Below are 21,379 nucleotides of genomic sequence, written 5' to 3'. Positions count from 1 at the left end.
AGCTCCTCTCAGCCGAACAGGGAATCAGTCGTGGCGGAGGCGCGGATACACGGCGCGGTCACCTCAGCGGTGAACGTGCCGGCTCCGGTATCCACGGAGGCGGTGAACGCATGCCCCACCGACCGCTCGGGCGCCTCGTCCCCGGCCCAAAGGCGGACTCTTTCCCCGGTGCTTTCCCCGTCCGTCCGCCATCCTTGCGAGGCGAAGGACTCGACCACCCGCGGCAGTGCGCGCATGAGATCGTCGCTCGTCACATTGCCGATGTACCAGCCGTGCCGTGCCGAGCACGCGGACCGCAGGCCCTTGGCCCAGCATGGGGCACACGTGAGGGAGGTGATCTCTCCGCCGCCCATGCTGCCGTGCAGCGCGACGGCGTCCATCAGCCGGCTGGAGTGCCAGTACAGCTCCTGCTTCACTCCGTCCGCCGGCTCGACCGTGGTCGGGGCGCTCTGCCGCATGGCCCGGTAGTCCTCGACCTCCTGATCGGTACCCCAGTCGATGGTCTTCAGGATCTCGGCGAAGAGTTCGGAGTGCAGCTCCCAGTCCTCGCTGGACGGGGAGTCGAGCGCGAAGATCAGCATCTCGCCCGTGCCGGGCAACGGTATGTACACCTGGATCTGTGACTGTTGGACCGCCACCTCCTGACCCGTGGGCGACCATTGCGCGGAGATGATGAAGCCCGACGCGCCGATGCGGCTGAGAGCGGGTCCGCACGGCAGTTCCACGCGCTGGTACGCGTCGTCGGGGTGGGTCCGCTCCAGCGTCTGCTGCGTGGTGCGCAGGAGTTCCTCGTCGTCGTCGCTCTCGTGCTCGATCTGGCTGACGATGATGGTGGAGCCGCTCGGACGGCCCTCCACTTCGAGGAGGCAGAGGCCGGCGTAGATGACGTTGGCTTCCAGCATCAGGTCCATTTGGGACCCGAGCGCCAGCGCGAAGCGAAACCGCTCTTCGTCCGACCGGCCCGCCATCAGATCGGTGACCAGCGTGTACAACTGCTCCGCACCGGTCTCGTAGTCAGGTGCGTCCACGGGCAGTTCCCGTACGAACGGCGGCATGACCCAGCCAATGTTCAGCCGGGTCCGCCGAGGCGCCGGAGGCGCGGCGGTGACCGCCTCTTCGGCGGGGGCGGATGGATACGACATTCTTCGCTCCCTTCAGCCCTCAGGCGGCCAGCGTCTGATGGAACTTCGCACCGGACGGGCCGGGCGCCTGGGTCTTTGTGTCGCCGCCCTCGGTGAGTTGGTGATAGGCGCCGTTGAGGGTGGAGCCCGTCTTGATGATCAACTGTGTGGGGGCGCCCGGGAGTTCCGTCTTGAGGAGTTTGCTGGAGACCCAGTTGATCCCCTTCTGGCCCAGACCGTCGGAGAGTGCCTCAGCCATGCCCGAGGGGGTGTTCTTGATGACGTTCCCTGCCCCGAGCGCCTTGCCCGCCCCGGCCAGCTTTCCGCCGAACTTGGCTCCGGCCGCGGCGGCCGCGCCCCAGCCGCCCTTCGCCGCCTTGATCGCTCCGCCGACGCCCGGGACGATCCCGAGCGCATCGAGCCCGATCTTCCACCCCGGTGTGCCGTTGCCCCGTGCGTTGCCGATCCAGTGGCCTGCCATGGCACCCGCCGCGAAGACCGCTGAAGCTCCGCCGAGCACGGTGCCCACCGCCGTGCCGACACCGGGGATGATCTGGCACGCGAGAGCGGCAGCCGCCAGGCCGGAAGAGATGGTCGACAGGAGATCCGCGTTCTCCACCAGCCAGTCCGTGAATGCCCGGAAGCCGGCCTTCAGTCCGTCGATGGCCTTGTTCCACCAGTGGATGTCCGGCGGGTGGTTCTCCGAGGCCTTGAGAATCGCGCGCTCGGCCTCGCCGGCGCGGTCTTTCCACTGGGCGTAGATGCGCTCGGCTTCGCGGACGAGATCGTCCAGCTTGTCCTGGGAGTTGTTGACCTTGTGTGTAGCCGTGTCCAAATCAGCCATGAGCTGCTTGAACCCGGGGTCCTCCGCATCCACGGTCGCCAGGTTGAGCGAGTTGTACCGCTTTTCCAGCTGGTCGTAGTGTTCGCGGTTGGCCGTCACATCCTTGCGGGCTGCCGCGGCCTCCGCCTCGACCTTTCCGGCCTTGTCCTGGAATCCCTGCAGGTGGGTGTGCCAGCCCCGTAAGGCCTTTGCGCAGTCGTGCATGGATTCGCTGCCCTGGTGGAGGTACTTGGGCAGTTCGCCGAGTTTCTTCGCGAAGTTCTGCGCCGCCTCGCCTTCCCATGCGCCGTCGCTCTTACCGATCGACTTGAGCATATGGTCGAGTTCATCCAGCTCGTCGCCCACGGACTTCACATCCGAAGCGAGTGCCTGGATCTGGTCCAGATCTCCCTTGGCCGGATTGAATTTGACGCCGGGCCAGGCCGAGTCGTCATCGATGAACATGCTGCGCCAGGACATGTTTCTCCCCCTGTGGTCAATCTTTTCTGCGGTATTGTGCTGAGCTGGATCAGACTGCGCCGGTGGTTACTTCTTGCCCATCATCTTGGCGTTTTCTTCTTCGCCTGCCTTATAGGCGTCCAGCGTCAGCTTGAGCTTCTCGTGAATCTCCTTCGCGGCACCCGAGATGCGCTTGATGCCGTCGCCCCACTGATCCTGGAACTCGTCACATGCATCGTCGAGACCGTCGGTGCCCAGAGTCTTCGGGCCCACCTTGTTGAGTCGCTGCTGCGCGTCCCGCATGCGGTCGTCCGCATCCGCGAGCTTCTTGAGCATCGCCTGGATGCGCTCGACATCGATTTTGAAGTCTGTCGCCATGGCGCGATTCCCCCATCGCTCGGCTATTTCTTGAGCGCGACGATCCCGGATCGGCGCATCCGTTCACCGTATCGTGATCATCCGTTGGGGCGAAAGCGCCGAGGTAAAGGAGGGGCAATGTGAAGCGAGGGGAGTACGGCAAAGATATATTAAAGAAATGGGAAAGTCGGCGTGAGGCATGCCGGAAATGTCGCCAAATGCATCGAACTTCCACATGATGTCTGCGTAGCGGCGCTCCATGAAAAGGAGAGCAGCGCCCGGCTCCGGCGCTACTCGCCGTACAGCGCGGCCTGCGCATGGACGAGGCGCACATCCAGCAGCCCGGTGTCCGCGCGGTATCGACCGGTGTTGAAGTCGAGGGCGGCCTTCCTCGGTCCGCCGCCGGCCCGCATGCGCCAGCGGGCGCGGTGGGGCTTGCTCCACAGCGAACCGCTCGGATGCAGGTCACCGTTGAGGAGGTGAATCAGCGCCATAATGGCCCAGAACGGTGAGATCGCCCAATATGCGATCCAGCCGCGGATATTCCCTTTATAGGCGACCGCGCTGCACTGCTTGCCCGCGTCCTCGATGCGCCACGCCTGGCGAATTCCCAGTGGGGAACGCTCGTGGATGATCCGGCCGATGAAGCGACCGGATCCGTCATGCACCGCATACACGGTCTGCGGGTCGGCGGCGCCGGCCTGGGGGACGACGGTGCACAGGGTGTGGGCGGGCTCCGCCGCAGTCGTGAGGGCGAAGGTCGGCTCGTGGTCGTCACTTCCGCCGTGGCGATGAACCCGGGCCAGTGGTGATTCGGCGGCGAACCTCCCGTTTCCCGTCTGAAGAGCCCCCCATGCCTCATGCCCGGGCAGCGCGGTGAATTGCTGCGCAAACTCTTCCCGCGAAAGGCAGAAATTTATCTCGGTCATTCGGCTTATTGCTCCTGTTCCGGCACGCCTCGTTCCGCAAAGTTCTCACCCTCGCGTACCCGGATGACCGTCTCGTGGCTTCTGGTGAGGCGCGGTACATGACAACAGCCGACCAGTGTGTCAGAAGACGATCACCAGGTGGGTCGCCATTCGGACACCACTCACGTCCCTCAGTTCTTGCGGTGCCCTATCAGTCGCGGCTTCGGCTCCAGGCCGTCCAGGCCGTGCCAGGCCAGATTCACCAGATGCGCGGCGACCTCGGCCTTCTTGGGCTTGCGGACGTTCAGCCACCACTGGCCGGTCAGGGCGACCATGCCCACCAGGGCCTGCGCATAGAGCGGCGCCAGCTTGGGGTCAAAGCCACGGGCCTTGAACTCCAGGCCCAGAATGTCCTCGACCTGGGTGGCGATATCGCTGATCAGCGACGCGAAAGTGCCGGTCGACTGGGCCACGGGGGAGTCGCGGACCAGGATGCGGAAACCATCGGTGAAGGTCTCGATGTAGTCGAGGAGCGCGAACGCCGCCTGTTCGAGGAGTTCACGGGGATGGCCGGCGGTCAGTGCGCCCGTCACCATGTCCAGCAGCTGCCGCATCTCGCGGTCCACCACCACCGCGTACAGGCCTTCCTTGCCGCCGAAGTGCTCATAGACCACCGGCTTGGACACCCCGGCCTTGGCCGCGATCTCCTCCACCGACGTGCCCTCGAAGCCCCGCTCGGCAAAGAGCGTGCGACCGATGTCCAGCAGCTGCTCCCGGCGCTCCGCACCGGTCATCCGGACCCTGCGGGCCCGCCGCGTCCCCGCTGCCGGGGACGGCTTGCCTTTGCTGTTGCTCGCGCTGCTGTTGTCGATCGCCACCCGTCAATCATGCCTCCCCCGGCTACCGCTGGGAGGTACCCCCACCGGCCGTCTCCTTGCGCCGGGCATCGATACGGGACGCGTTCGGCCACCGGACGTCATACGCCCAGCCCGCCAGCTCGAACCAGCGGATCAACCGGGCGCTGGAGTCCAGCTGCCCCTTCATCACACCGTGCCGGGCGCTGGTCGGGTCCGCGTGATGGAGGTTGTGCCACGACTCACCGCAGGACAGCACCGCCAGCCACCAGACATTGCCGGAACGGTCACGGGATTTGAACGGGCGCTTGCCGACCGCGTGGCAGATGGAGTTGATCGACCACGTGACGTGATGCAGCAGCGCGACCCGGACGAGCGAGCCCCAGAAGAACGCGGTCAGCGCGCCCTGCCAGGACCAGGTGACCAGGCCGCCGACCAGCGGCGGGATGAGCAGCGACACCGCTGTCCACAGCACGAACTGGCGGGAGATCGTACGGATCGCATCGTCCTTGATCAGATCCGGTGCGTACTTGTGCTGCGGGGTCTGCTCCTCGTCGAACATCCAGCCGATGTGCGCCCACCACAGGCCCTTCATCAGGGCGGGCACCGTCTCACCGAAGCGCCACGGCGAGTGCGGGTCGCCCTCGGCATCGGAGAATTTGTGGTGTTTGCGGTGATCCGCCACCCAGCGCACCAGCGGCCCCTCGACGGCCAGCGACCCCATGATCGCCAACGCGATCCGCAACGGCCGCTTCGCCTTGAACGAACCATGTGTGAAGTAGCGGTGGAAGCCGATCGTGATGCCATGGCAGCCGACGTAGTACATCGCCGTCATCAGCCCGAGATCCAGCCAGCTCACCCCCCAGCCCCAGGCCAGCGGCACCGCGGCCACCAGCGCCACGAACGGGACGGTGATGAAGAGCAGGAGTGTGATCTGTTCGAGCGACCTGCGCTGCTCGCCGCCCAGCGTCGCGGACGGCACGGCGCCGGCAGCCGCATCGACGGACGAACCGGCAGGAATCGGTGGATCTTCTACGGCTTCAGGGCCAGCGGTCATGGTGTCCCTCGTCGGGGGGCTCGGGGCTCGGGGGCACGGCTACGGCTACGGGACCGTAACCTACGGTCTCGTAAGTATGGCAGCGACACCGCCACGGGCAAGGCCGTGACAGGCCCCCGCACCCCACCCGCCCCCGCGGATGCCCACCCAGCGGACGGTGTGATCCGCCGACGCCGGGCAGACCTATCCTGGGGACGTCGGACAGCGCGGTCCGCAACCCGCCCGCATCAGACGTGCCAACCCGTCGTCCGCGGCCACCCTTCCACGAGCCGCGGTGCGACGCCCCTCCTAGATCGCTGCAAGGAGCCGCACCTGTGAGCAGTGCCGACAACACCGCCGCCGAGACCACACCCACCGAGCGCCCCGAAGCCGGCACCAGCGACAACATCGCCCTGCGTGCCGACATCCGCCGCCTCGGTGACCTCCTCGGCGAAACCCTCGTGCGACAGGAGGGACAGGAGCTGCTCGACCTCGTCGAGCGGGTACGCGCCCTGACCCGCTCCGACGGCGAAGCCGCGGCCCGCCTCCTGGGCGACACCGACCTGGCCACCGCCGCCAAGCTGGTCCGCGCCTTCTCCACGTACTTCCACCTCGCCAACGTCACCGAGCAGGTCCACCGCGGCCGCGAGCTGCGCGCCCGACGCGCGGCCGAGGGCGGCATCCTCGCCCGCACCGCCGACATGCTCAAGGACGCCGACCCCGAGCACCTGCGCGAAACCGCGGCCAACCTCGGCGTCCGCCCCGTCTTCACCGCACACCCCACCGAGGCCGCCCGGCGCTCCGTCCTCACCAAGCTCCGCAAGGTCGCCGAGCTGCTGGACCGCACGGACACCACCGAGCGCCGCCGCGTCGACCTCCGCCTCGCCGAGAACATCGACCTCATCTGGCAGACGGACGAGCTGCGGGTAGCCCGCCCCGAGCCGACCGACGAGGCCCGCAACGCCATCTACTACCTCGATGAGCTGGGACGCGGCGCGGTCGGCGACGTCCTCGAAGACCTCGCCGCCGAGCTGGAGCGCGCCGGCACCGAGCTGCCCGCCGGCACCCGCCCGCTCACCTTCGGCACCTGGATCGGCGGCGACCGCGACGGCAACCCCAACGTCACCCCCCAGGTGACCTGGGACGTCCTGATCCTCCAGCACGAACACGGCATCACCGACGCCCTTGAGCACGTCGACGAGCTGCGCGGCGCGCTGTCCAACTCCATCCGCAACTGCGGAGCCACCGACGAACTCCTCGCCTCGCTCAACCGCGACCTCGAACTCCTCCCGGAGATCAGCCCGCGCTACAAGCGGCTCAACAGCGAAGAGCCCTACCGCCTCAAGGCGACCTGCATCCGGCAAAAGCTCGTCAACACCCGCGACCGCCTCGCCGGCGACACCCCCCACGTCCCCGGCCGCGACTACCTCGGCACCGCGGAACTCCTCGACGACCTCGCCCTCATCCAGAGCTCGCTGCGCGAACACCGCGGCGGCCTGGTCGCCGACGGCCGCCTGGAGCGCACCCTGCGCACCATCGCCGCCTTCGGCCTCCAGCTCGCCACCATGGACATCCGCGAGCACGCCGACGCCCACCACCACGCACTCGGCCAGCTCTTCGACCGCCTCGGCGAAGAATCCTGGCGCTATGTCGACATGCCGCGCGAGTACCGCCGCAAGCTCCTCGCCAAGGAACTGCGCTCCCGTCGCCCCCTCGCCCCCACCCCGCCGCCGCTCGACGAGGCCGGCGCCAAGACCCTCGGCGTCTTCCGCACCATCCTCGACGCCAAGCGGACCTTCGGCCCCGAGGTCATCGAGTCCTACATCATCTCGATGTGCCAGGGCTCCGACGACGTCTTCGCCGCCACCGTCCTCGCCCGCGAGGCCGGCCTGATCGACCTGCACGCCGGCTGGGCCAAGATCGGCATCGTCCCGCTCCTGGAGACCACCGACGAGCTCAAGATCGCCGACCAGCTGCTGGACGAAATGCTCGCCGACCCCTCGTACCGGCGCCTGGTCGCCCTGCGCGGCGACGTCCAGGAAGTCATGCTCGGCTACTCGGACTCCTCCAAGTTCGGCGGCATCACCACCTCCCAGTGGGAGATCCACCGCGCCCAGCGCCTGCTGCGCGACGTCGCCCACCGGCACGGCGTACGCCTGCGCCTCTTCCACGGCCGCGGCGGCACCGTCGGCCGCGGCGGCGGCCCCTCCCACGACGCGATCCTCGCCCAGCCCTACGGGACACTGGAAGGCGAGATCAAGGTCACCGAGCAGGGCGAAGTCATCTCCGACAAGTACCTGGTGCCGTCGCTGGCGCGGGAGAACCTGGAGCTGACCGTCGCCGCCACGCTCCAGGCGTCCGCCCTGCACACCGCGCCCCGGCAGTCCGACGAAGCCCTCGCCCGCTGGGACGCGGCCATGGAAACCGTCTCCGAAGCCGCCCACGGCTCCTACCGGCGCCTGGTCGAAGACCCCGACCTGCCCGCGTACTTCTTCGCCTCCACCCCCGTGGACCAGCTCGCCGAGCTCCACCTGGGCTCACGCCCCTCCCGCCGCCCCGACTCCGGCGCCGGCCTTGACGGACTGCGCGCCATCCCGTGGGTCTTCGGCTGGACCCAGTCCCGCCAGATCGTCCCCGGCTGGTACGGCGTCGGCACGGGCCTGAAGGCCGCCCGCGAAGCCGGACTCGACACCGTCCTCGACGAGATGCACGAGCACTGGCACTTCTTCCGCAACTTCCTGTCCAACGTCGAAATGACACTGGCCAAGACCGACCTGCGGATCGCCCAGCACTACGTCGACACCCTCGTCCCCGACGACCTCAAGCACGTCTTCGACGTCATCAAGGCCGAGCACGAGCTCACCGTCGCCGAGGTCCTGCGCATCACCGGAGAGACCGAACTCCTCGACTCCAACCCGGTCCTCAAGCAGACCTTCCACATCCGCGACGCCTACCTCGACCCGATCTCCTACCTCCAGGTCTCGCTGCTGCACCGCCAGCGCACCGCCGCCGAACGGAGCGAGGAGCCGGATCCGGTACTGGCCCGCGCCCTGCTGCTCACCGTCAACGGAGTCGCCGCCGGACTGCGCAACACCGGCTGACCCACCCCCGCCACACGACAGCGGCCCGCCCCCTCACCAAAGAGGAGGCGGGCCGCCGCCGTACAGGCCTACAACGCGGCAAACGCCGCCCCGAGCAACACCGCCCCCAACAACCCCATCACCCACGCCGTACGCCGCAACCGCATCCCCCCGGCCACCACCAACGCCGCCAGCAACAACGACCCGGCAAACGGCACCCACGCATGCAAGATCCCGGCCGGCCCCGTCCGCACCGCATGCGCCGTACCCGGCTTGATCGTCACCTCGACCCGCGCACCCTTGTCCGGCGCCGCCGCCTGCGCAATGGTCACCTTCGCCCGCCGCCGGCCCTCCCCCTCCGTCGGCACATACGGCCCCGTGCACCGCTCCGCCGCACACGCCGACACCGTCATCGTCCCGCGCTCCCGCGCCTTGACGAGCATCGCGTACTGCGCCGTGTTCCACGACGTCCACACCCCCGCGACCAGCAGGAGCAACGCCAGCAGACCCATCAACCCGGTCCTGGCGACAAGCAGCACCCCATAGGTGCTCTCACCGACCCGCCGGGAACGACTGCGTCTGACCGAACTGGTGCGCGTACTGCTTCTGGGCATGGCGGCGATCCTTGGCCATCCACCAGCACCCGGTCAACCTCGGACAACGGTTCGTCAGAGCCTGACCCCCGCTGTCCCATTCACGAGTTGTACGTACTCTGCGCCCGTTCCAAACCATCCACGATCAATGTCTCCACGGCATCCGAAGCACGATCCACGAAATAATCCAGCTCCCGGCGCTCCGCCGAAGAAAAATCCTTCAGCACAAAATCCGCCACCTGCATACGACCCGGCGGACGCCCGATCCCGAACCGCACCCGGTGATACTCCGCACCCAACGACTTCGTGATCGACTTCAAACCGTTGTGACCGTTGTCGCCACCACCCAGCTTCAACCGCAACGCACCGAAATCAATGTCCAACTCATCATGAATCGCAATGATGTTGGCCACCGGCACCTTGTAGAAATCCCGCAACGCCGTCGTCGGCCCACCCGACAGATTCATGAACGACAACGGCTTCGCCACCACCACCCGGCGACTCCCCAGCCCCGGCGGACCGACCCGCCCCTCCACCACCTGCGCCCGCGCCTTGTGCGCCTTGAAACGGCCACCCATCCGCTCCGCCAGCAGATCAGCCACCATGAACCCCACATTGTGGCGATTGCCCGCATACTCCGGACCCGGATTACCCAACCCCACAACCAGCCACGGATCAGCGTCCGCCATCTCAGCCACTCCCACATCCGCCGGCAACACCCACCGGCCCCGACCACAATTTGCCCATGAAACAGCCCAACCGCCACCCCGCACCCAAAGGCGCGCGGCAGCGGTTGGACAAAGCGCCAAGAGCCGTCTCAGCGAAAACGCCAAGAACCGTCCCGGCAAAAGCGACTCAGGCCTGGGCCTCTTCGCCCGCCTCGGCAGCCCCCTCGGCCGGCGCCTCCGCCTGCGCCGCGACGACCTGCAGCACCACAGCGTCCTCGTCAACGGCCAGCGACGAACCCGACGGCAGCGTGATGTCCTTGGCCAGCACCGAAGAACCGGCGTCCAGACCCGCGATGGAGACGGTCACCGACTCCGGGATGTGGGTGGCCTCGGCCTCGACCGGCAGGGTGTTGAGGATGTGCTCCAGCAGGTTGCCGCCCGGAGCCAGCTCGCCCTCGGTCTGGATCGGCAGCTCGACGGTGACCTTCTCGCCCTTCTTCACGGCCAGGAAGTCCACGTGGACCAGGAAGCCACGGATCGCCTCACGCTGCACGGCCTTCGGGATGACCAGCGCGCTCTTGCCGTCAACGTCCAGACGGAGCAGCACGTTCGGGGTCTTCAGAGCCATCATCAGCGCGTGGCTGTCGATCGCGACGTGCTGCGGCTCGGCACCGTGACCGTAGATGACGCCCGGAACCTTGTTCTCGCGGCGGGTCTGGCGGGCAGCGCCCTTACCGAAGTTGGTACGCACCTCAGCGGCAAGCTTGACCTCAGCCATGACTGCACTCCTCGTATCTCAGAAAAATCTGGTGGGCGTTACCCGGCCCACGACAGACCTGCTACGAAGAGCGCGTCGATAACGGACCGCCGTACCTCACAAAGAGGACGGCCTCCCTCGCCGAGCAACTCCACGAGTCTACCCGGCCGGGAGGCCGCCCCAAAGTCGATCTCCGATTACGAGATCAGACTCACTGCTCCTCGAAGAGGCTCGTCACCGAACCGTCCTCGAACACCTCACGGATCGCCCGCGCAATCGTCGGCGCCATCGACAGCACCGTGATCTTGTCCAGCTCCAGCTCGCCCGGCGTCGGCAGCGTATTCGTAAAGACGAACTCGCTCACCTTGGAGTTCTTCAGACGGTCCGCCGCCGGCCCCGACAGAATGCCGTGCGTGGCCGTCACGATGACATCCGCCGCACCATTGGCGAACAGCGCATCCGCCGCCGCGCAGATCGTGCCACCGGTGTCGATCATGTCGTCGACCAGGACACACACCCGGTCCTGCACATCGCCGACGACCTCATGGACGGTGACCTGGTTCGCCACGTCCTTGTCGCGCCGCTTGTGCACAATCGCAAGAGGAGCATCCAGACGGTCACACCAGCGGTCCGCCACACGCACCCGACCCGCGTCCGGCGAGACCACGGTCAGCTTGTCGCGGTCCACCTTCGCACCCACATAGTCCGCCAGGATCGGCAGCGCGAAGAGGTGGTCCACCGGGCCGTCGAAGAAGCCCTGGATCTGGTCCGTGTGCAGATCCACCGTGACGATACGGTCCGCACCCGCCGTCTTGAGCAGATCGGCGATCAGCCGGGCCGAAATCGGCTCCCGGCCACGGTGCTTCTTGTCCTGACGGGCATAGCCGTAGGAAGGGATCACCACAGTGATGCTCCGGGCCGAAGCCCGCTTGAGCGCATCAATCATGATGAGCTGCTCCATGATCCACTTATTGATCGGAGCCGTGTGGCTCTGAATCAAAAAGCAGTCCGCGCCACGCGCCGACTCCTGATAGCGCACATAGATCTCACCGTTGGCGAAGTCAAAAGCCTTCGTCGGGACCAGGCCCACACCCAGCTGATCCGCGACCTCCTCCGCCAGCTCGGGGTGGGCGCGGCCGGAGAAGAGCATCAGCTTCTTCTCGCCGGTCGTCTTGATCCCGGTCACAGCAAATCTCCTCGAATCACAGTTTGCCTGCGCTTATCACGGTACGCCCCGCACGGCGCACCCCTTGCACGATCACCGCTCGCCCTCGGACTCCTGGCGAGCAGCCGCAGCAGCCTGCGCGGCGGCACTTCCAGGCCGCTTACGCGCGACCCAACCCTCGATATTCCGCTGCTGGCCACGCGCGACCGCCAGCGAACCCGGGGGCACATCCTTGGTGATGACCGAGCCGGCAGCCGTATAAGCGCCATCCCCGACCGTGACAGGAGCCACAAACATGTTGTCCGACCCCGTCTTGCAATGCGAACCGACCGTGGTGTGGTGCTTCGCCTCACCGTCGTAGTTCACAAAGACACTCGCCGCGCCGATATTGGTGAACTCACCAATCGTCGCATCCCCCACGTAAGAAAGATGCGGCACCTTCGTGCCCTCACCGATCGACGCGTTCTTCATCTCCACATACGTACCGGCCTTCGCACGAGGACCAAGATCCGTCCCCGGACGCAGATACGCGTAAGGACCGACATTCGCGCCCTCACCGATACGCGCACCCTCGGCCACCGTGAACGACGCCACCGCACCCGCACCCACCGACGTATCCGCCAGCCGCGAATGCGGACCCACCTCGGCACCCGTGCCGATATGCGTCGAACCGAGAAGCTGCGTACCCGGATGCACCGTCGCGTCCTGCTCGAACGACACCGACACATCCAGCCACGTCGACGCCGGATCCACGATCGTCACACCGGCCAGCATCGCCCGCTCCAGCAACCGCTCGTTCAGCAGCCGGCGCGCCTCCGCCAGCTGCACCCGGTTGTTGATCCCGAGGATCTCCCGGTGATCGGCGGCCACCGCGGCACCGACCCGATGCCCGGCCTCCCGCACGATCCCCAGCACATCGGTGAGGTACTCCTCACCCTGACTGTTGTCCGTACGCACCTTGCCCAGCGCGTCCACGAGCAGCCGCGCGTCGAAGGCGAAGACCCCCGAGTTGATCTCCCGGATCGCCCGCTGGGAGTCGCTGGCGTCCTTGTGCTCGACGATCGCGGTCACCGCACCGGTGCCCGCCTCCCGCACGATGCGACCGTAGCCGGTGGAGTCCGGGACCTCCGCCGAAAGAACGGTCACGGCGTTACCGTCCGCCGCGTGCGTGGCACTGAGCTGCTCAAGGGTCTCGCCGGTCAGCAGCGGGGTGTCACCGCAGACCACGATCACGGTGCCGTCGAGGGCGACACCGCTGTTGGTCAGCTCGTCCAGAGCCGTACGGACGGCGTGGCCGGTGCCCTTCTGCTCGTGCTGCACCGCGGTGCGCACGGCCGGGTCGACCTCGGAAAGATGGGCCTGCACCTGCTCACGGGCATGGCCGACGACCACGATGAGATTCTCGGGGTCCAGCTCACGGGAGGCGGCGACGACATGTCCGACGAGGGAGCGGCCGCAGATGGCGTGCAGGACCTTTGGGGTCGCCGACTTCATGCGGGTTCCCTCACCCGCTGCGAGAACGACGACGGCTGCCGGGCGGTTGGCGCTCACGGGGATGCCCTTCGGCTTCTTGGCTACTTCGGGTGGTGGTCATCCGAAGGATACCGGTGCGTATTGCACCCGAAACGCGCGCGGGTCCTGACCTGGGGGTCAGGACCCGAACTTTGCTTGTCGTGATGCTTGCTCCCCTGCCAGGGCTCGAACCTGGAACAAGTCATCCAAAGTGACCCGTGTTGCCAATTACACCACAGGGGAGTGCGTAAGCTGCCAAACCGGACATTCCGTCAGGCTGGCCGCTTGGCACCCAACACTATGCCGTACCACCAGCCTTCGATGCGACGGTATAGGTCAGCGCTTTGCCGCACCCGGACCACGAGGCAACCGTGATAGCCCTCCCCGACGTTCTTGCGGATGGTCTTGGGGTTGTGTTTCTTGATGGTGGTCTTCTGGAGTGCGGCGACATCCACGCCGACAAGATCGGCCCAGTAGTGCTCGGCGGTTGCCACGTCCGCCGTGCTGTGGATCATCACCCGGTAGCCGACTCGCTCCGGTTCCACTCCGAGTAGGTTCAGCCACGCCAAGTAGAGCCGGATCACGTTTGGGTCGCTGTTGACGAAGGTGACGCCCTCCCGCCGGGCGTGCGGCTTGTCCTTTGTGCCTTCCGCCCAGTAGAGGGCGACCCCCGCGATGAACAGCTCGCGGTCCGAGAGCGTGCCGATTTCTCGGGCGGCATCGGTCTTGGTCTGCCGGCGCTCCTCCTCCCGCCGCTTGAGCGTCGCCTCCCAGCCGCGCCGGGCGATGGCGGACGCCTCCTCGCGTGTACGCGGAGCCGGCTTCGGCAGATCTCGTACCCACAGCGAGATCGAGCTCTTCGAGCAGCCCAGTTCGACCTGGATCTCGTCGTAGGTCATGCCCTGCAGGCGCAGCTCGCGTGCCTTCGCCCGTAGGTCGTCCTTGGCGTTCGGTCGGCGGGTCCAGTCCGGGGCCGGTACGCCTTCCAGGAGGCGGTTGAGGATGTCGTTGTTGTGGACGTGGAGGCGGTCGCGGATCTGGCGGCGGCTGAGGCCGGCGTGGCGCAGGGCGACGGCTTGGGGGCGTAACGATTCGTAGTCGGGGTGGTCCCGACGGGTGTGCGTCATGGGAACAGGGTGTCGGGTACACGTGTGCAGAAAGGGGGAAAATGTGGTCGATTCAACAGTTCGAGGGATAACCGGCGGTAAGGGCTCGTAATGGGCCTGACCTGTGCTCGGAACGCGGCGGGGGAACGGGGGCGGGCCGCCCGTAGGCTGGACGGTATGACCGCGACGGGGGCAAGTGAAGGTGTGGGCGCGCGGGGTGCGCCGGTGAGTGGGCCGTGGTGGTGGGCCCGGCGGCGCAGTGCCGTGCTGGATGTGTTTTTGGCGGCGGCTTCGGCGGCGGAGTGTGCGTTCGAGGGTGTGCTGTTCGCGCAGGAGGCGCAGCTGCCCGAGTTGGTCGGGGTGCTGCTCGGCCTGTTGGTGGGGCCGGTGCTGTTGGTGCGCCGGCGATGGCCCGTGGTGGTCGTGCTGGTCTCGATAGCGGTGATGCCCGCGGAGATGGGCGGGCTGCTGAGTGTGGTGGGGCTGTACACGCTTGCCGCGTCGGATGTGCCGCGTCGGATCACGGCGCTGTTGGCGTCGATGACCGTGGTGGGGACGTTGGTGACGACGTTCCTCAACCTGCGGCAGGACATGGCGGCGCAGGAGGACTTCAATCCGCCGATGTGGTTCGTGCCGGCGATGGCGCTTGCGGTGGGGCTGGTGCTGACGGCGCCGCCGGTGCTGTGGGGTTTGTACATCGGGGCGCGGCGGCGGCTGGTGGAGAGCTTGCGGGAGCGGGCGGACGGTCTGGAGCGTGAGCTGTCGCTGCTGGCGGACCGGGCCGAGGAGCGGGCGGAGTGGGCCCGTAACGAGGAGCGGACGCGGATTGCCCGGGAGATGCACGATGTGGTGGCGCACCGGGTGAGTCTGATGGTGGTGCATGCCGCGGCGTTGCAGGCGGTGGCGTTGAAGGATCCGGAGAAGGCGTCGAAGAACGCGGGTCTGGTCGGGGACATGGGGCGCCAGGCGCTGACGGAGTTGCGCGAGATGTTGGGGGTGCTGCGTACGGCCGAGGGGTCGGCGGTGCGTGGTGGTGCGGGGTCGGATGCGCCGGAGCGGTTGGCGGCGGTGGCTTCGCAGGTGGGGGCGAAGGTGCAGGTGTCGGCCTCGGCGGAGCGGGCTTCCGTGCGGTCGCCGTCCGGTGAGCGTGCCGGTGCCGGGGTGTCGGCGTCGGCGTCGTCGGCGGACGGTGCGGGGGAGTCGGATGCCGAGGGGCCGTGTCTGGCGGAGCTGGGGGATCTGGTGGGGCAGTCCCGGGCGGCGGGGATGGCGGTCGAGTTGTCGGTGGAGGGTGTCGGTGTCGTCGGGCGTCGGTATGCGGCGCGGGTGGAGCGGACGGTGTACCGGGTGGTTCAGGAAGCGCTGACGAATGTGCACAAGCATGCGCCGGGTGCGCGGGCGCGGGTGCGGCTGGCGCATCGGGACGGCGAGGTCGCGGTGCAGGTGGAGAACGGGCCGTGTGAGGGCGGTGCGGCGGATGCGGGGCTGCCGAGCGGCGGGAACGGTCTGGTGGGGATGCGGGAGCGGGTGACGGCGCTGGGGGGTGTGTTCGTTTCCGGCCCTACGGAGGCGGGTGGTTTTCGGGTGTCGGCCGTGGTGCCGGCATCGCATGTCGCCGGGTGATGTCGCCGTACCGCCGGGTGATGTCGCCGTACCGCCTGGTGGGGGGCTCAGTCCTGGCGTGTGAGGCCCAGGCGGGTGGGCCGGGTGCCGAGGACGAGGGTGCTCAGGGCGGTGTCGATGGTGGGGCCGAGGTACCAGTCGCCTGTGTGGTCGAGGCTGTAGATGCGGCCTTCGGTGTCGATGGCGAGGGTGGCCTGGGCGCAGGTGGTGCCGTCGGGGGCGGTGAGTTCTTCGCGGCCGAGGGGGGCGACGTCGGTTTCCAGGGCGCGGCCGAGGTCGCCGAGGGTGCGGGCGAGGTGGAGGCCGTGCAGGGGGTCGATGACGAAGGGGGCGGGGGCGAGGTGGCGGCCGGGGCCGGGGCCGGCGATGCGCAGGCCGCCGAATTCGGCCCAGGCTTCGACGGCGGCGGGGAAGACGGTGTGGCGGTGGCCTGCGGGGGAGGTGTGGGCGCGGAGGGTGTCGGCCCAGTGTTCGGCCTGCTTTATGTCCCAGCGGCCGGGTTGCCATCCTGCTTCGTGGAGGGCGACGTCGACGGCGGCGGGGAAGCGGGTGGAGTCGGTGCGGTCGTGGGCGGGGGTGCGGGGGCCGGGGGTGGTGGGCGGCATGGTGGCGGTCAGCTTCCTGTGGGCGTCGCGCCGATGGGCATGACGCCGAAGTGGGCGAGGAGCGCGTCGCAGGAGCGGCAGGGCGGGGCGTAGCTGCCGTGCTGGGGGTCGCCGTCCTCGCGGATGTGGCGTGCGGTGATTTTGGAGTGTTTCAGGGAGCGGCGGGCTTCGCCGTTGGTGAGGGGTTTGCGGGAGGCGCGTTTGCCGCGGTTGTTTTCGACGGCGGTGAGGTGGCGGGAGAGCAGGACGGCTTCGGGGCAGCGGCCGGTGAAGCGTTCGCGTTGTCCGGTGGCGAGGGTGTCGAGGAAGTCCTGGACGAGGGGGTGCAGGGTGGGGGGCTGTTCCGCCTTGCTTGCGGTGCAGGTGAGGGTTTGTCCGCGTACGGACAAGGCGGCGCCGATGGTGGGGAGGATGCCGTCGCGGCGGTGGTGCAGAACGGGCGCGCGTTCGGTGTCGGCGGTGCCGCTCCAGCCGATGCGTGGGTCGCCGGTGGCGGAGCTGTGGTGGCGTGCAGTGGTGCTCATGGTGGTGCTTTCCCTCCCTGCAATCCACCCCGGTTGCGAGGTCAGCCTGCCAAATGTGCTGGGTGTTGCGGTAGTCGGGAGCACTGTCGGTGATCTCACTGGGAGCTGACGGGGTGTTGGTCGGTGGGGTAACGGGGCTGGTGGGCGGGGTGGTGCGCGGGGGGCTCGGGGGTGGTGGGCCGGTGGGTGACGCCGGTGTGTCGCGGGGCTGACGTGCGGGGGCGGGGGCGGGGGGAGGGTGTTGCGGTACGGCATAGGCTGTGCCTCAAAGCCAGCTTCAGCCAGGGGGCAACCGCGATGACGACAGGTCGGCAGGCGGCGGGACATGCCGCGCCACCGAATACGGCCTATGCCGGGCAGGTCGTGCATTTCCCGGACCCGGTTCGTGCAGCGCGGTATCCCGCGGGGGTGCGGATGGACGGGCGGGGCTTCCCGGAGTTCTCGCCGTATGCCCGGGCGGCGGCGGAGATTGCCGAGCCGCCGGAGGGTTTCGGTGTCGATGAGTTGCGGCTGACGGATTATGTGTCGGCGAATGCCGCGCTCCATGCGCAGGGGCATGAGCTGTGGATAGATGTGCCGGCGGTGGCGACGCCGCACGGCTGGACCTGGCATCACGTGGCCGGTACCCGGCGGATGGAGCTGATTCCGGTCGAGGTGAAGGCGCTGTTGCGGCATCACGGTGGGCTGGCGACGGCTGCTGTGGAGCACGGCAAGCGCGGCACGCGGCCGTTGCAGGAGACCCGGCCGGTGCATTTCGGGCTGCCGCACCGTGATCTGTCGGTGGGTGAGGAGCAGGTGGCGCAGGCCGAGGAGGCGCTGGGCTATCGGCTGCCGGGTGCGTACCGGTCGTTCCTGAAGGCGGCGGGCGGGTGCGCGCCGGTGGGTGCGGCGCTCGACGCGGAGTTGGGGCTGCTGGTGGACCAGCCGTTCTTCACGGTGCGGGACGACGCGGCGGTCAACGATCTGGTCTATGTGAACAAGTGTCTGCGGGACCATTTCACCAAGGACTATCTGGGCGTGGCGTTCGTGCAGGGCGGTGTGGTCGCGGTGAAGGTGCGCGGCGAGGCGCTCGGTTCGGTGTGGTTCTGCCCGTATGACGATGCGCGGGATCAGGACGGGTGGACGGTGCAGGAGCGGGTGGAGCGGCTGTTGTTGCCGTGCGGTGCGGATTTTGACGAGTTCCTGCTGCGGCTGGCGGGGAATCCGCCGGAGTTGGAGACCGTGGCGAACCTGATGGTGGACGGCGGTTTCGCGTACGCCGTCGCGGTGGGGGGTTGAGCGCGGTGGTGACGTTCGCGCAGGCGCAGGAGCGCGCGGAGCAGTGGGTGAACGGCGAGGTGCCGGCGCCGCTCCATCGTGAGGTGCGGGTGCGGGAGTTCGATCTGGGTTTTGTGGCCTGGGCGGAGGACCGTGAGGGGGGTCCGGCGACGGATGGCGGCCGGGCGCGGCTGGTGATCGCGCGGGACAGCGGGGAGACGACGCTGTGGCCGGGGCTGCCGGTGGGTGAGGTGATCCGGCGGTACGAGGAGGCGTACGGCGCTCCCGTGGACGGCGGGTACGGCGCGGCCGAGCCCGCGCCGCAGCGGATCGATCTGGAGGCGACGTCGTTTCTGCTGACGCCGCCGGAGTGGTTGCAGGAGGCGGCGGACGCGATCGGCATTCCGGACCGGCGGGGTGAGGGGGGCGCGGCGTCGGGTGCCGGCCCGGCTCCTGCGCCTTCGCGGGCCGAGGTGCCGTCGCAGGCTGCCGCGCCGTCGGCTGCGGATGCCTGGGCCGAGGTGAGTGTGAACGGCGCCGAGGGCGGGGTCACGCAGCTCGGCGGGGATGCGGCGGAGGCGGGTGCCGGCGCGGCCGCGTCGGCCGGTTCCGCCGTTCCGTCGGGTGCGGCGACGCCGTGGGCCGGGACGGACACGACCGCCGAGGTGGGGGCCGAGGACCGGTCGGTGGGGCTGCCCGCGACGGTCTTCGCGCCGCCGCTGGCCGGTTTCGACGAGGAGGACGACACTCCTTCGACACCGCGGGCGCGGCCGGATGCGAAGACCGAACTGCTGCACGGCGGCAGTCAGTTGCCGCGTACGCAGGTTGCGCCCGCGCTGGATCTGCCGGGCGGGGCCGCGCCGCAGGGCGCTGCGGTCGGCGGGCCCGTACCGCCGCCGATGCCGCCGGTGCCGCCCGCGGCGGGGGGACTGCCGGATCTGCCGCCGCCGTCCGGGGCGCCGGTCGTGGAGGTGCCGCCCCCGCCGGGTGCCGGTTCGTCCGCTGCCGCCGAGCCGGGGGTGGTGCCGGTGCCCGCGCCGCCCGCGAGCGGTGGGGTGCATGCCGCGGCGACGATGCTGGCCGACGGCGCTTCGCTGCCCGGTAACGCGGCGGCGGGTCCGCCGCCGCCTCCGGGCGCGCCCGGCACCCCCGGGGCGGGCCGTGCCGGTGGGATGGACCGGGCGGGGGTCGCGGAGGCCGCTACGGGCAAGGCCGAGGTGCGTCCGCCCGGCGGGCCCGCGGCGTCCGGTCCCGGTGCGTCCGGTGCGCCGGCCGGTGGTTACGTACCGACGCAGCTGGTCTCGCAGCTGGACGGGGCGGATCTGGATCTCAGTGCGGTGGACGGCACGGGCGGGACGGGTGAGCCCGGTGCCGGTGGTACGGGTGCCGGCGGGGTGCATGCCGCGGCGACGATGTTCGCCGACGGTGCGGCTCTGCAGGCGAGCCTCGGGGGCGCCAACGGGCCGGGCGGTGCCGCCGGCGGGCCCGGTGTGCCGCCGCCTCCGGGTGCGCCCGGTGTGCCCGGTGCGCCCAAGCCTCCCGGTCCGCCCGGCAAGCCCGGTGCGTCCGCGGGCGGTCGGGGCTCCGGTGGTCAGGGCGGTCCGCCCCCGCCGCCGCCCGCTCCGCCCGCCGCCGGCGGTACCGGTGGCGGCGGGGTGCATGCCGCGGCGACGATGCTCGCCGGTGGTGCCGCACTGTCCGGCGGTCCTGGCGGCCCCGGTGTGCCGGCGCCGTCGGCCGGTCCCGGCACTCCGCCCCCGGGCGTCCCCGTGAGCCCGCCCGGTCAGCCCGCCCCGCCCGGGCCGTTGCCGGGCCCGCCCGGTGCGCAGGGCCCCGCAGGCCCCGGTGCGTACGGCTATCCGCAGGCGCCCAGCGGTCAACCGACCGTCGGCCCCGGCTATATGGCCGTCCTCAGCTATCGCGCGCCGGACGGTTCCGAGCAGAAGATCGTGCGCCGCTCGGCACCCGGTACGCCGCATCCGGAGTGGCAGCTGCTGCACGAGCTGCGCGGGATGAACGTTCCGCCGCAGCAGGTGCTGGAGCTCCACACCGAGCTGGAGTGCTGTGATCTGCCGGGTGGTTACTGCGCCCGGATGATCCGGGACAACTGGCCGCAGGTGCGGATCAGCCACACCGCCGCGTACGGCAAGGACCATGCCTCGCGCCAGCAGGGCGTACGGCATCTCGTCGAGCATCAGGGCGAGTTGCACCAGGTCGCGGACGGTCCGGCGCGGCCGGCGCCGGTGCGGGTGCCGTTGCCGCATCCCTCGCAGGTGCAGCCGGTGCCGCCGGTGCCGCCGCAGGCGATCGGCCAGGAGCTGGAGCAGGCGTTCGGGCCGCAGGGGATCTTCCGCTTCGACCAGCGGGCGGTCTCCCGCCACGGTGTGCCCGAGGTGGTGGCGCAGATGCTGGTGTGGGCCGGGCTGCCGGTCGATTTCGGGCCGTTCTTCTGGGCGCAGGCGCAGCCGGGCCGTCCGGTGCCGACGCTGGCGGAGCTGGCGGCGGAGCGGATGGTGCAGCCGGCGTCGGATGCCGGTTCGTATCTGGTGATGGGCAACGACTTCGGCCGTCAGCTGTGTGTGCAGTACGGGACCGCGCACATCGTGGCGGTGCCGATGGAGGCCGGAGCCCCCTCGGGACAGGGGAGTCATCCGGCGACGCCGCAGTTCGTCAACAGCGGGCTGCCGGAGTTTGTGCGCTGTCTGGCGATGCTGGGGCGGATGTGGCGGCTGCGCTACGGGCTGACGCCGGAGCAGGCGGGTCGTTGGACCGTCGACTTCCAGGCGCAGCTGGTCGCGCTGGATCCGCCGGCGCTGGGTTCGCCGGAGACCTGGTGGTCGGTGCTGCTCGAACAGATGTGGGACGGGCTGCTGTAGCGCGGACCGGGGGCACGGCAGCGGGGTCTGCCGTGAGGACATGGTCATGGCGCTC

At 69.0% G+C, this 21,379-nt stretch carries 18 protein-coding genes and 1 tRNA gene; 4 read left to right on the top strand and 15 right to left on the bottom strand.

Features of this window, described 5'->3' with window-relative positions; all coding sequences use genetic code 11:
• Window positions 1-8: 8 nt before the first annotated feature.
• From KI385_RS18980 to KI385_RS18955, 6 genes are all read right to left on the bottom strand, one after another.
• Window positions 9-1,142: a hypothetical protein gene (locus KI385_RS18980; RefSeq protein WP_238573354.1), complete on the bottom strand. Its 1,134-nt coding sequence runs from the start codon at window positions 1,140-1,142 to the stop codon at window positions 9-11.
• A 19-nt stretch (window positions 1,143-1,161) separates the two neighbouring features.
• Window positions 1,162-2,424, bottom strand: a complete 1,263-nt coding sequence (locus KI385_RS18975) for a WXG100 family type VII secretion target (RefSeq protein ID WP_238573353.1) — start codon at window positions 2,422-2,424, stop codon at window positions 1,162-1,164.
• A 66-nt stretch (window positions 2,425-2,490) separates the two neighbouring features.
• Window positions 2,491-2,781, bottom strand: coding sequence for a WXG100 family type VII secretion target (locus KI385_RS18970; RefSeq protein WP_238573352.1), 291 nt, complete (start codon window positions 2,779-2,781; stop codon window positions 2,491-2,493).
• Between the two features lie 269 nt (window positions 2,782-3,050).
• The gene (locus tag KI385_RS18965; RefSeq protein WP_238573351.1) at window positions 3,051-3,689 is read right to left on the bottom strand and encodes a hypothetical protein; all 639 of its coding nucleotides are present in this window, start codon (window positions 3,687-3,689) and stop codon (window positions 3,051-3,053) included.
• A gap of 170 nt (window positions 3,690-3,859) precedes the next feature.
• Complete coding sequence (locus KI385_RS18960; protein WP_181923783.1) at window positions 3,860-4,546, bottom strand: TetR/AcrR family transcriptional regulator; 687 nt, start codon at window positions 4,544-4,546, stop codon at window positions 3,860-3,862.
• Between the two features lie 22 nt (window positions 4,547-4,568).
• Entirely contained in the window at window positions 4,569-5,579 is a 1,011-nt protein-coding gene (locus tag KI385_RS18955) for an acyl-CoA desaturase (RefSeq protein WP_238573350.1), read from the bottom strand.
• Window positions 5,580-5,893: 314 nt separating this feature from the next.
• On the opposite strand from KI385_RS18955, the gene ppc reads away from it, so the two are divergent.
• Complete coding sequence (gene ppc, locus KI385_RS18950) at window positions 5,894-8,659, top strand: phosphoenolpyruvate carboxylase (protein WP_425356931.1); 2,766 nt, start codon at window positions 5,894-5,896, stop codon at window positions 8,657-8,659.
• Between the two features lie 68 nt (window positions 8,660-8,727).
• Here ppc and KI385_RS18945 read toward each other — a convergent pair whose 3' ends face one another.
• The 7 genes from KI385_RS18945 to KI385_RS18915 form a co-directional block, all read right to left on the bottom strand.
• Window positions 8,728-9,252 (bottom strand): hypothetical protein, encoded by a 525-nt coding sequence (locus tag KI385_RS18945; RefSeq protein ID WP_238573349.1) that lies wholly within the window; start codon window positions 9,250-9,252, stop codon window positions 8,728-8,730.
• A gap of 80 nt (window positions 9,253-9,332) precedes the next feature.
• Complete coding sequence (gene pth / locus KI385_RS18940; protein WP_238573348.1) at window positions 9,333-9,920, bottom strand: aminoacyl-tRNA hydrolase; 588 nt, start codon at window positions 9,918-9,920, stop codon at window positions 9,333-9,335.
• A gap of 166 nt (window positions 9,921-10,086) precedes the next feature.
• On the bottom strand, window positions 10,087-10,677 hold the full coding sequence (locus KI385_RS18935) for a 50S ribosomal protein L25/general stress protein Ctc (protein WP_238573347.1): 591 nt from the start codon (window positions 10,675-10,677) through the stop codon (window positions 10,087-10,089).
• Window positions 10,678-10,867: 190 nt separating this feature from the next.
• On the bottom strand, window positions 10,868-11,842 hold the full coding sequence (locus tag KI385_RS18930) for a ribose-phosphate diphosphokinase (RefSeq protein WP_128508730.1): 975 nt from the start codon (window positions 11,840-11,842) through the stop codon (window positions 10,868-10,870).
• 72 nt (window positions 11,843-11,914) lie between these two features.
• Window positions 11,915-13,372: a bifunctional UDP-N-acetylglucosamine diphosphorylase/glucosamine-1-phosphate N-acetyltransferase GlmU gene (gene glmU / locus KI385_RS18925; protein WP_342593461.1), complete on the bottom strand. Its 1,458-nt coding sequence runs from the start codon at window positions 13,370-13,372 to the stop codon at window positions 11,915-11,917.
• A gap of 132 nt (window positions 13,373-13,504) precedes the next feature.
• Window positions 13,505-13,576 (bottom strand) — tRNA-Gln (locus tag KI385_RS18920).
• 29 nt (window positions 13,577-13,605) lie between these two features.
• A complete protein-coding gene (locus KI385_RS18915; protein WP_238573345.1) occupies window positions 13,606-14,460 on the bottom strand; it encodes a hypothetical protein in 855 nt (284 codons plus the stop codon).
• Window positions 14,461-14,616: 156 nt separating this feature from the next.
• Between KI385_RS18915 and KI385_RS18910 the strand changes: the two genes are divergently transcribed.
• Window positions 14,617-16,062 carry a sensor histidine kinase gene (locus tag KI385_RS18910; protein ID WP_238573344.1) on the top strand — a complete coding sequence of 482 codons (1,446 nt, stop codon included), beginning with the start codon at window positions 14,617-14,619 and terminating at the stop codon, window positions 16,060-16,062.
• A gap of 47 nt (window positions 16,063-16,109) precedes the next feature.
• Here KI385_RS18910 and KI385_RS18905 read toward each other — a convergent pair whose 3' ends face one another.
• Window positions 16,110-16,667, bottom strand: a complete 558-nt coding sequence (locus tag KI385_RS18905) for an SUKH-3 domain-containing protein (protein ID WP_238573343.1) — start codon at window positions 16,665-16,667, stop codon at window positions 16,110-16,112.
• A gap of 8 nt (window positions 16,668-16,675) precedes the next feature.
• Window positions 16,676-17,191 carry a YwqJ-related putative deaminase gene (locus KI385_RS18900; protein WP_238573342.1) on the bottom strand — a complete coding sequence of 172 codons (516 nt, stop codon included), beginning with the start codon at window positions 17,189-17,191 and terminating at the stop codon, window positions 16,676-16,678.
• Window positions 17,192-17,488: 297 nt separating this feature from the next.
• Between KI385_RS18900 and KI385_RS18895 the strand changes: the two genes are divergently transcribed.
• Both KI385_RS18895 and KI385_RS18890 read left to right on the top strand, forming a co-directional pair.
• A complete protein-coding gene (locus tag KI385_RS18895) occupies window positions 17,489-18,469 on the top strand; it encodes an SMI1/KNR4 family protein (protein ID WP_238577749.1) in 981 nt (326 codons plus the stop codon).
• Window positions 18,470-18,474: 5 nt separating this feature from the next.
• The gene (locus KI385_RS18890; RefSeq protein ID WP_238577748.1) at window positions 18,475-21,324 is read left to right on the top strand and encodes an SUKH-4 family immunity protein; all 2,850 of its coding nucleotides are present in this window, start codon (window positions 18,475-18,477) and stop codon (window positions 21,322-21,324) included.
• The last annotated feature ends 55 nt before the right edge of the window (window positions 21,325-21,379 follow it).

The organism is Streptomyces inhibens (assembly GCF_022221585.1).
Lineage (GTDB): Bacteria > Actinomycetota > Actinomycetes > Streptomycetales > Streptomycetaceae > Streptomyces > Streptomyces inhibens.
Note: the sequence above shows the minus strand (reverse complement) of the source record. Positions and strands in the feature narration are given on the sequence as shown.

What these genes read in the sequence shown, in the direction of transcription:
- KI385_RS18980 (WP_238573354.1), bottom strand. Translation starts at nt 1,142, where the DNA reads ATGTCGTATCCATCCGCCCCCGCCGAAGAGGCGGTCACCGCCGCGCCT.
- KI385_RS18975 (WP_238573353.1), bottom strand. Translation starts at nt 2,424, where the DNA reads ATGTCCTGGCGCAGCATGTTCATCGATGACGACTCGGCCTGGCCCGGC.
- KI385_RS18970 (WP_238573352.1), bottom strand. Translation starts at nt 2,781, where the DNA reads ATGGCGACAGACTTCAAAATCGATGTCGAGCGCATCCAGGCGATGCTC.
- KI385_RS18965 (WP_238573351.1), bottom strand. Translation starts at nt 3,689, where the DNA reads ATGACCGAGATAAATTTCTGCCTTTCGCGGGAAGAGTTTGCGCAGCAA.
- KI385_RS18955 (WP_238573350.1), bottom strand. Translation starts at nt 5,579, where the DNA reads ATGACCGCTGGCCCTGAAGCCGTAGAAGATCCACCGATTCCTGCCGGT.
- KI385_RS18945 (WP_238573349.1), bottom strand. Translation starts at nt 9,252, where the DNA reads ATGCCCAGAAGCAGTACGCGCACCAGTTCGGTCAGACGCAGTCGTTCC.
- pth (WP_238573348.1), bottom strand. Translation starts at nt 9,920, where the DNA reads ATGGCGGACGCTGATCCGTGGCTGGTTGTGGGGTTGGGTAATCCGGGT.
- KI385_RS18935 (WP_238573347.1), bottom strand. Translation starts at nt 10,677, where the DNA reads ATGGCTGAGGTCAAGCTTGCCGCTGAGGTGCGTACCAACTTCGGTAAG.
- KI385_RS18915 (WP_238573345.1), bottom strand. Translation starts at nt 14,460, where the DNA reads ATGACGCACACCCGTCGGGACCACCCCGACTACGAATCGTTACGCCCC.
- KI385_RS18910 (WP_238573344.1), top strand. Translation starts at nt 14,617, where the DNA reads ATGACCGCGACGGGGGCAAGTGAAGGTGTGGGCGCGCGGGGTGCGCCG.
- KI385_RS18905 (WP_238573343.1), bottom strand. Translation starts at nt 16,667, where the DNA reads ATGCCGCCCACCACCCCCGGCCCCCGCACCCCCGCCCACGACCGCACC.
- KI385_RS18900 (WP_238573342.1), bottom strand. Translation starts at nt 17,191, where the DNA reads ATGAGCACCACTGCACGCCACCACAGCTCCGCCACCGGCGACCCACGC.
- KI385_RS18895 (WP_238577749.1), top strand. Translation starts at nt 17,489, where the DNA reads ATGACGACAGGTCGGCAGGCGGCGGGACATGCCGCGCCACCGAATACG.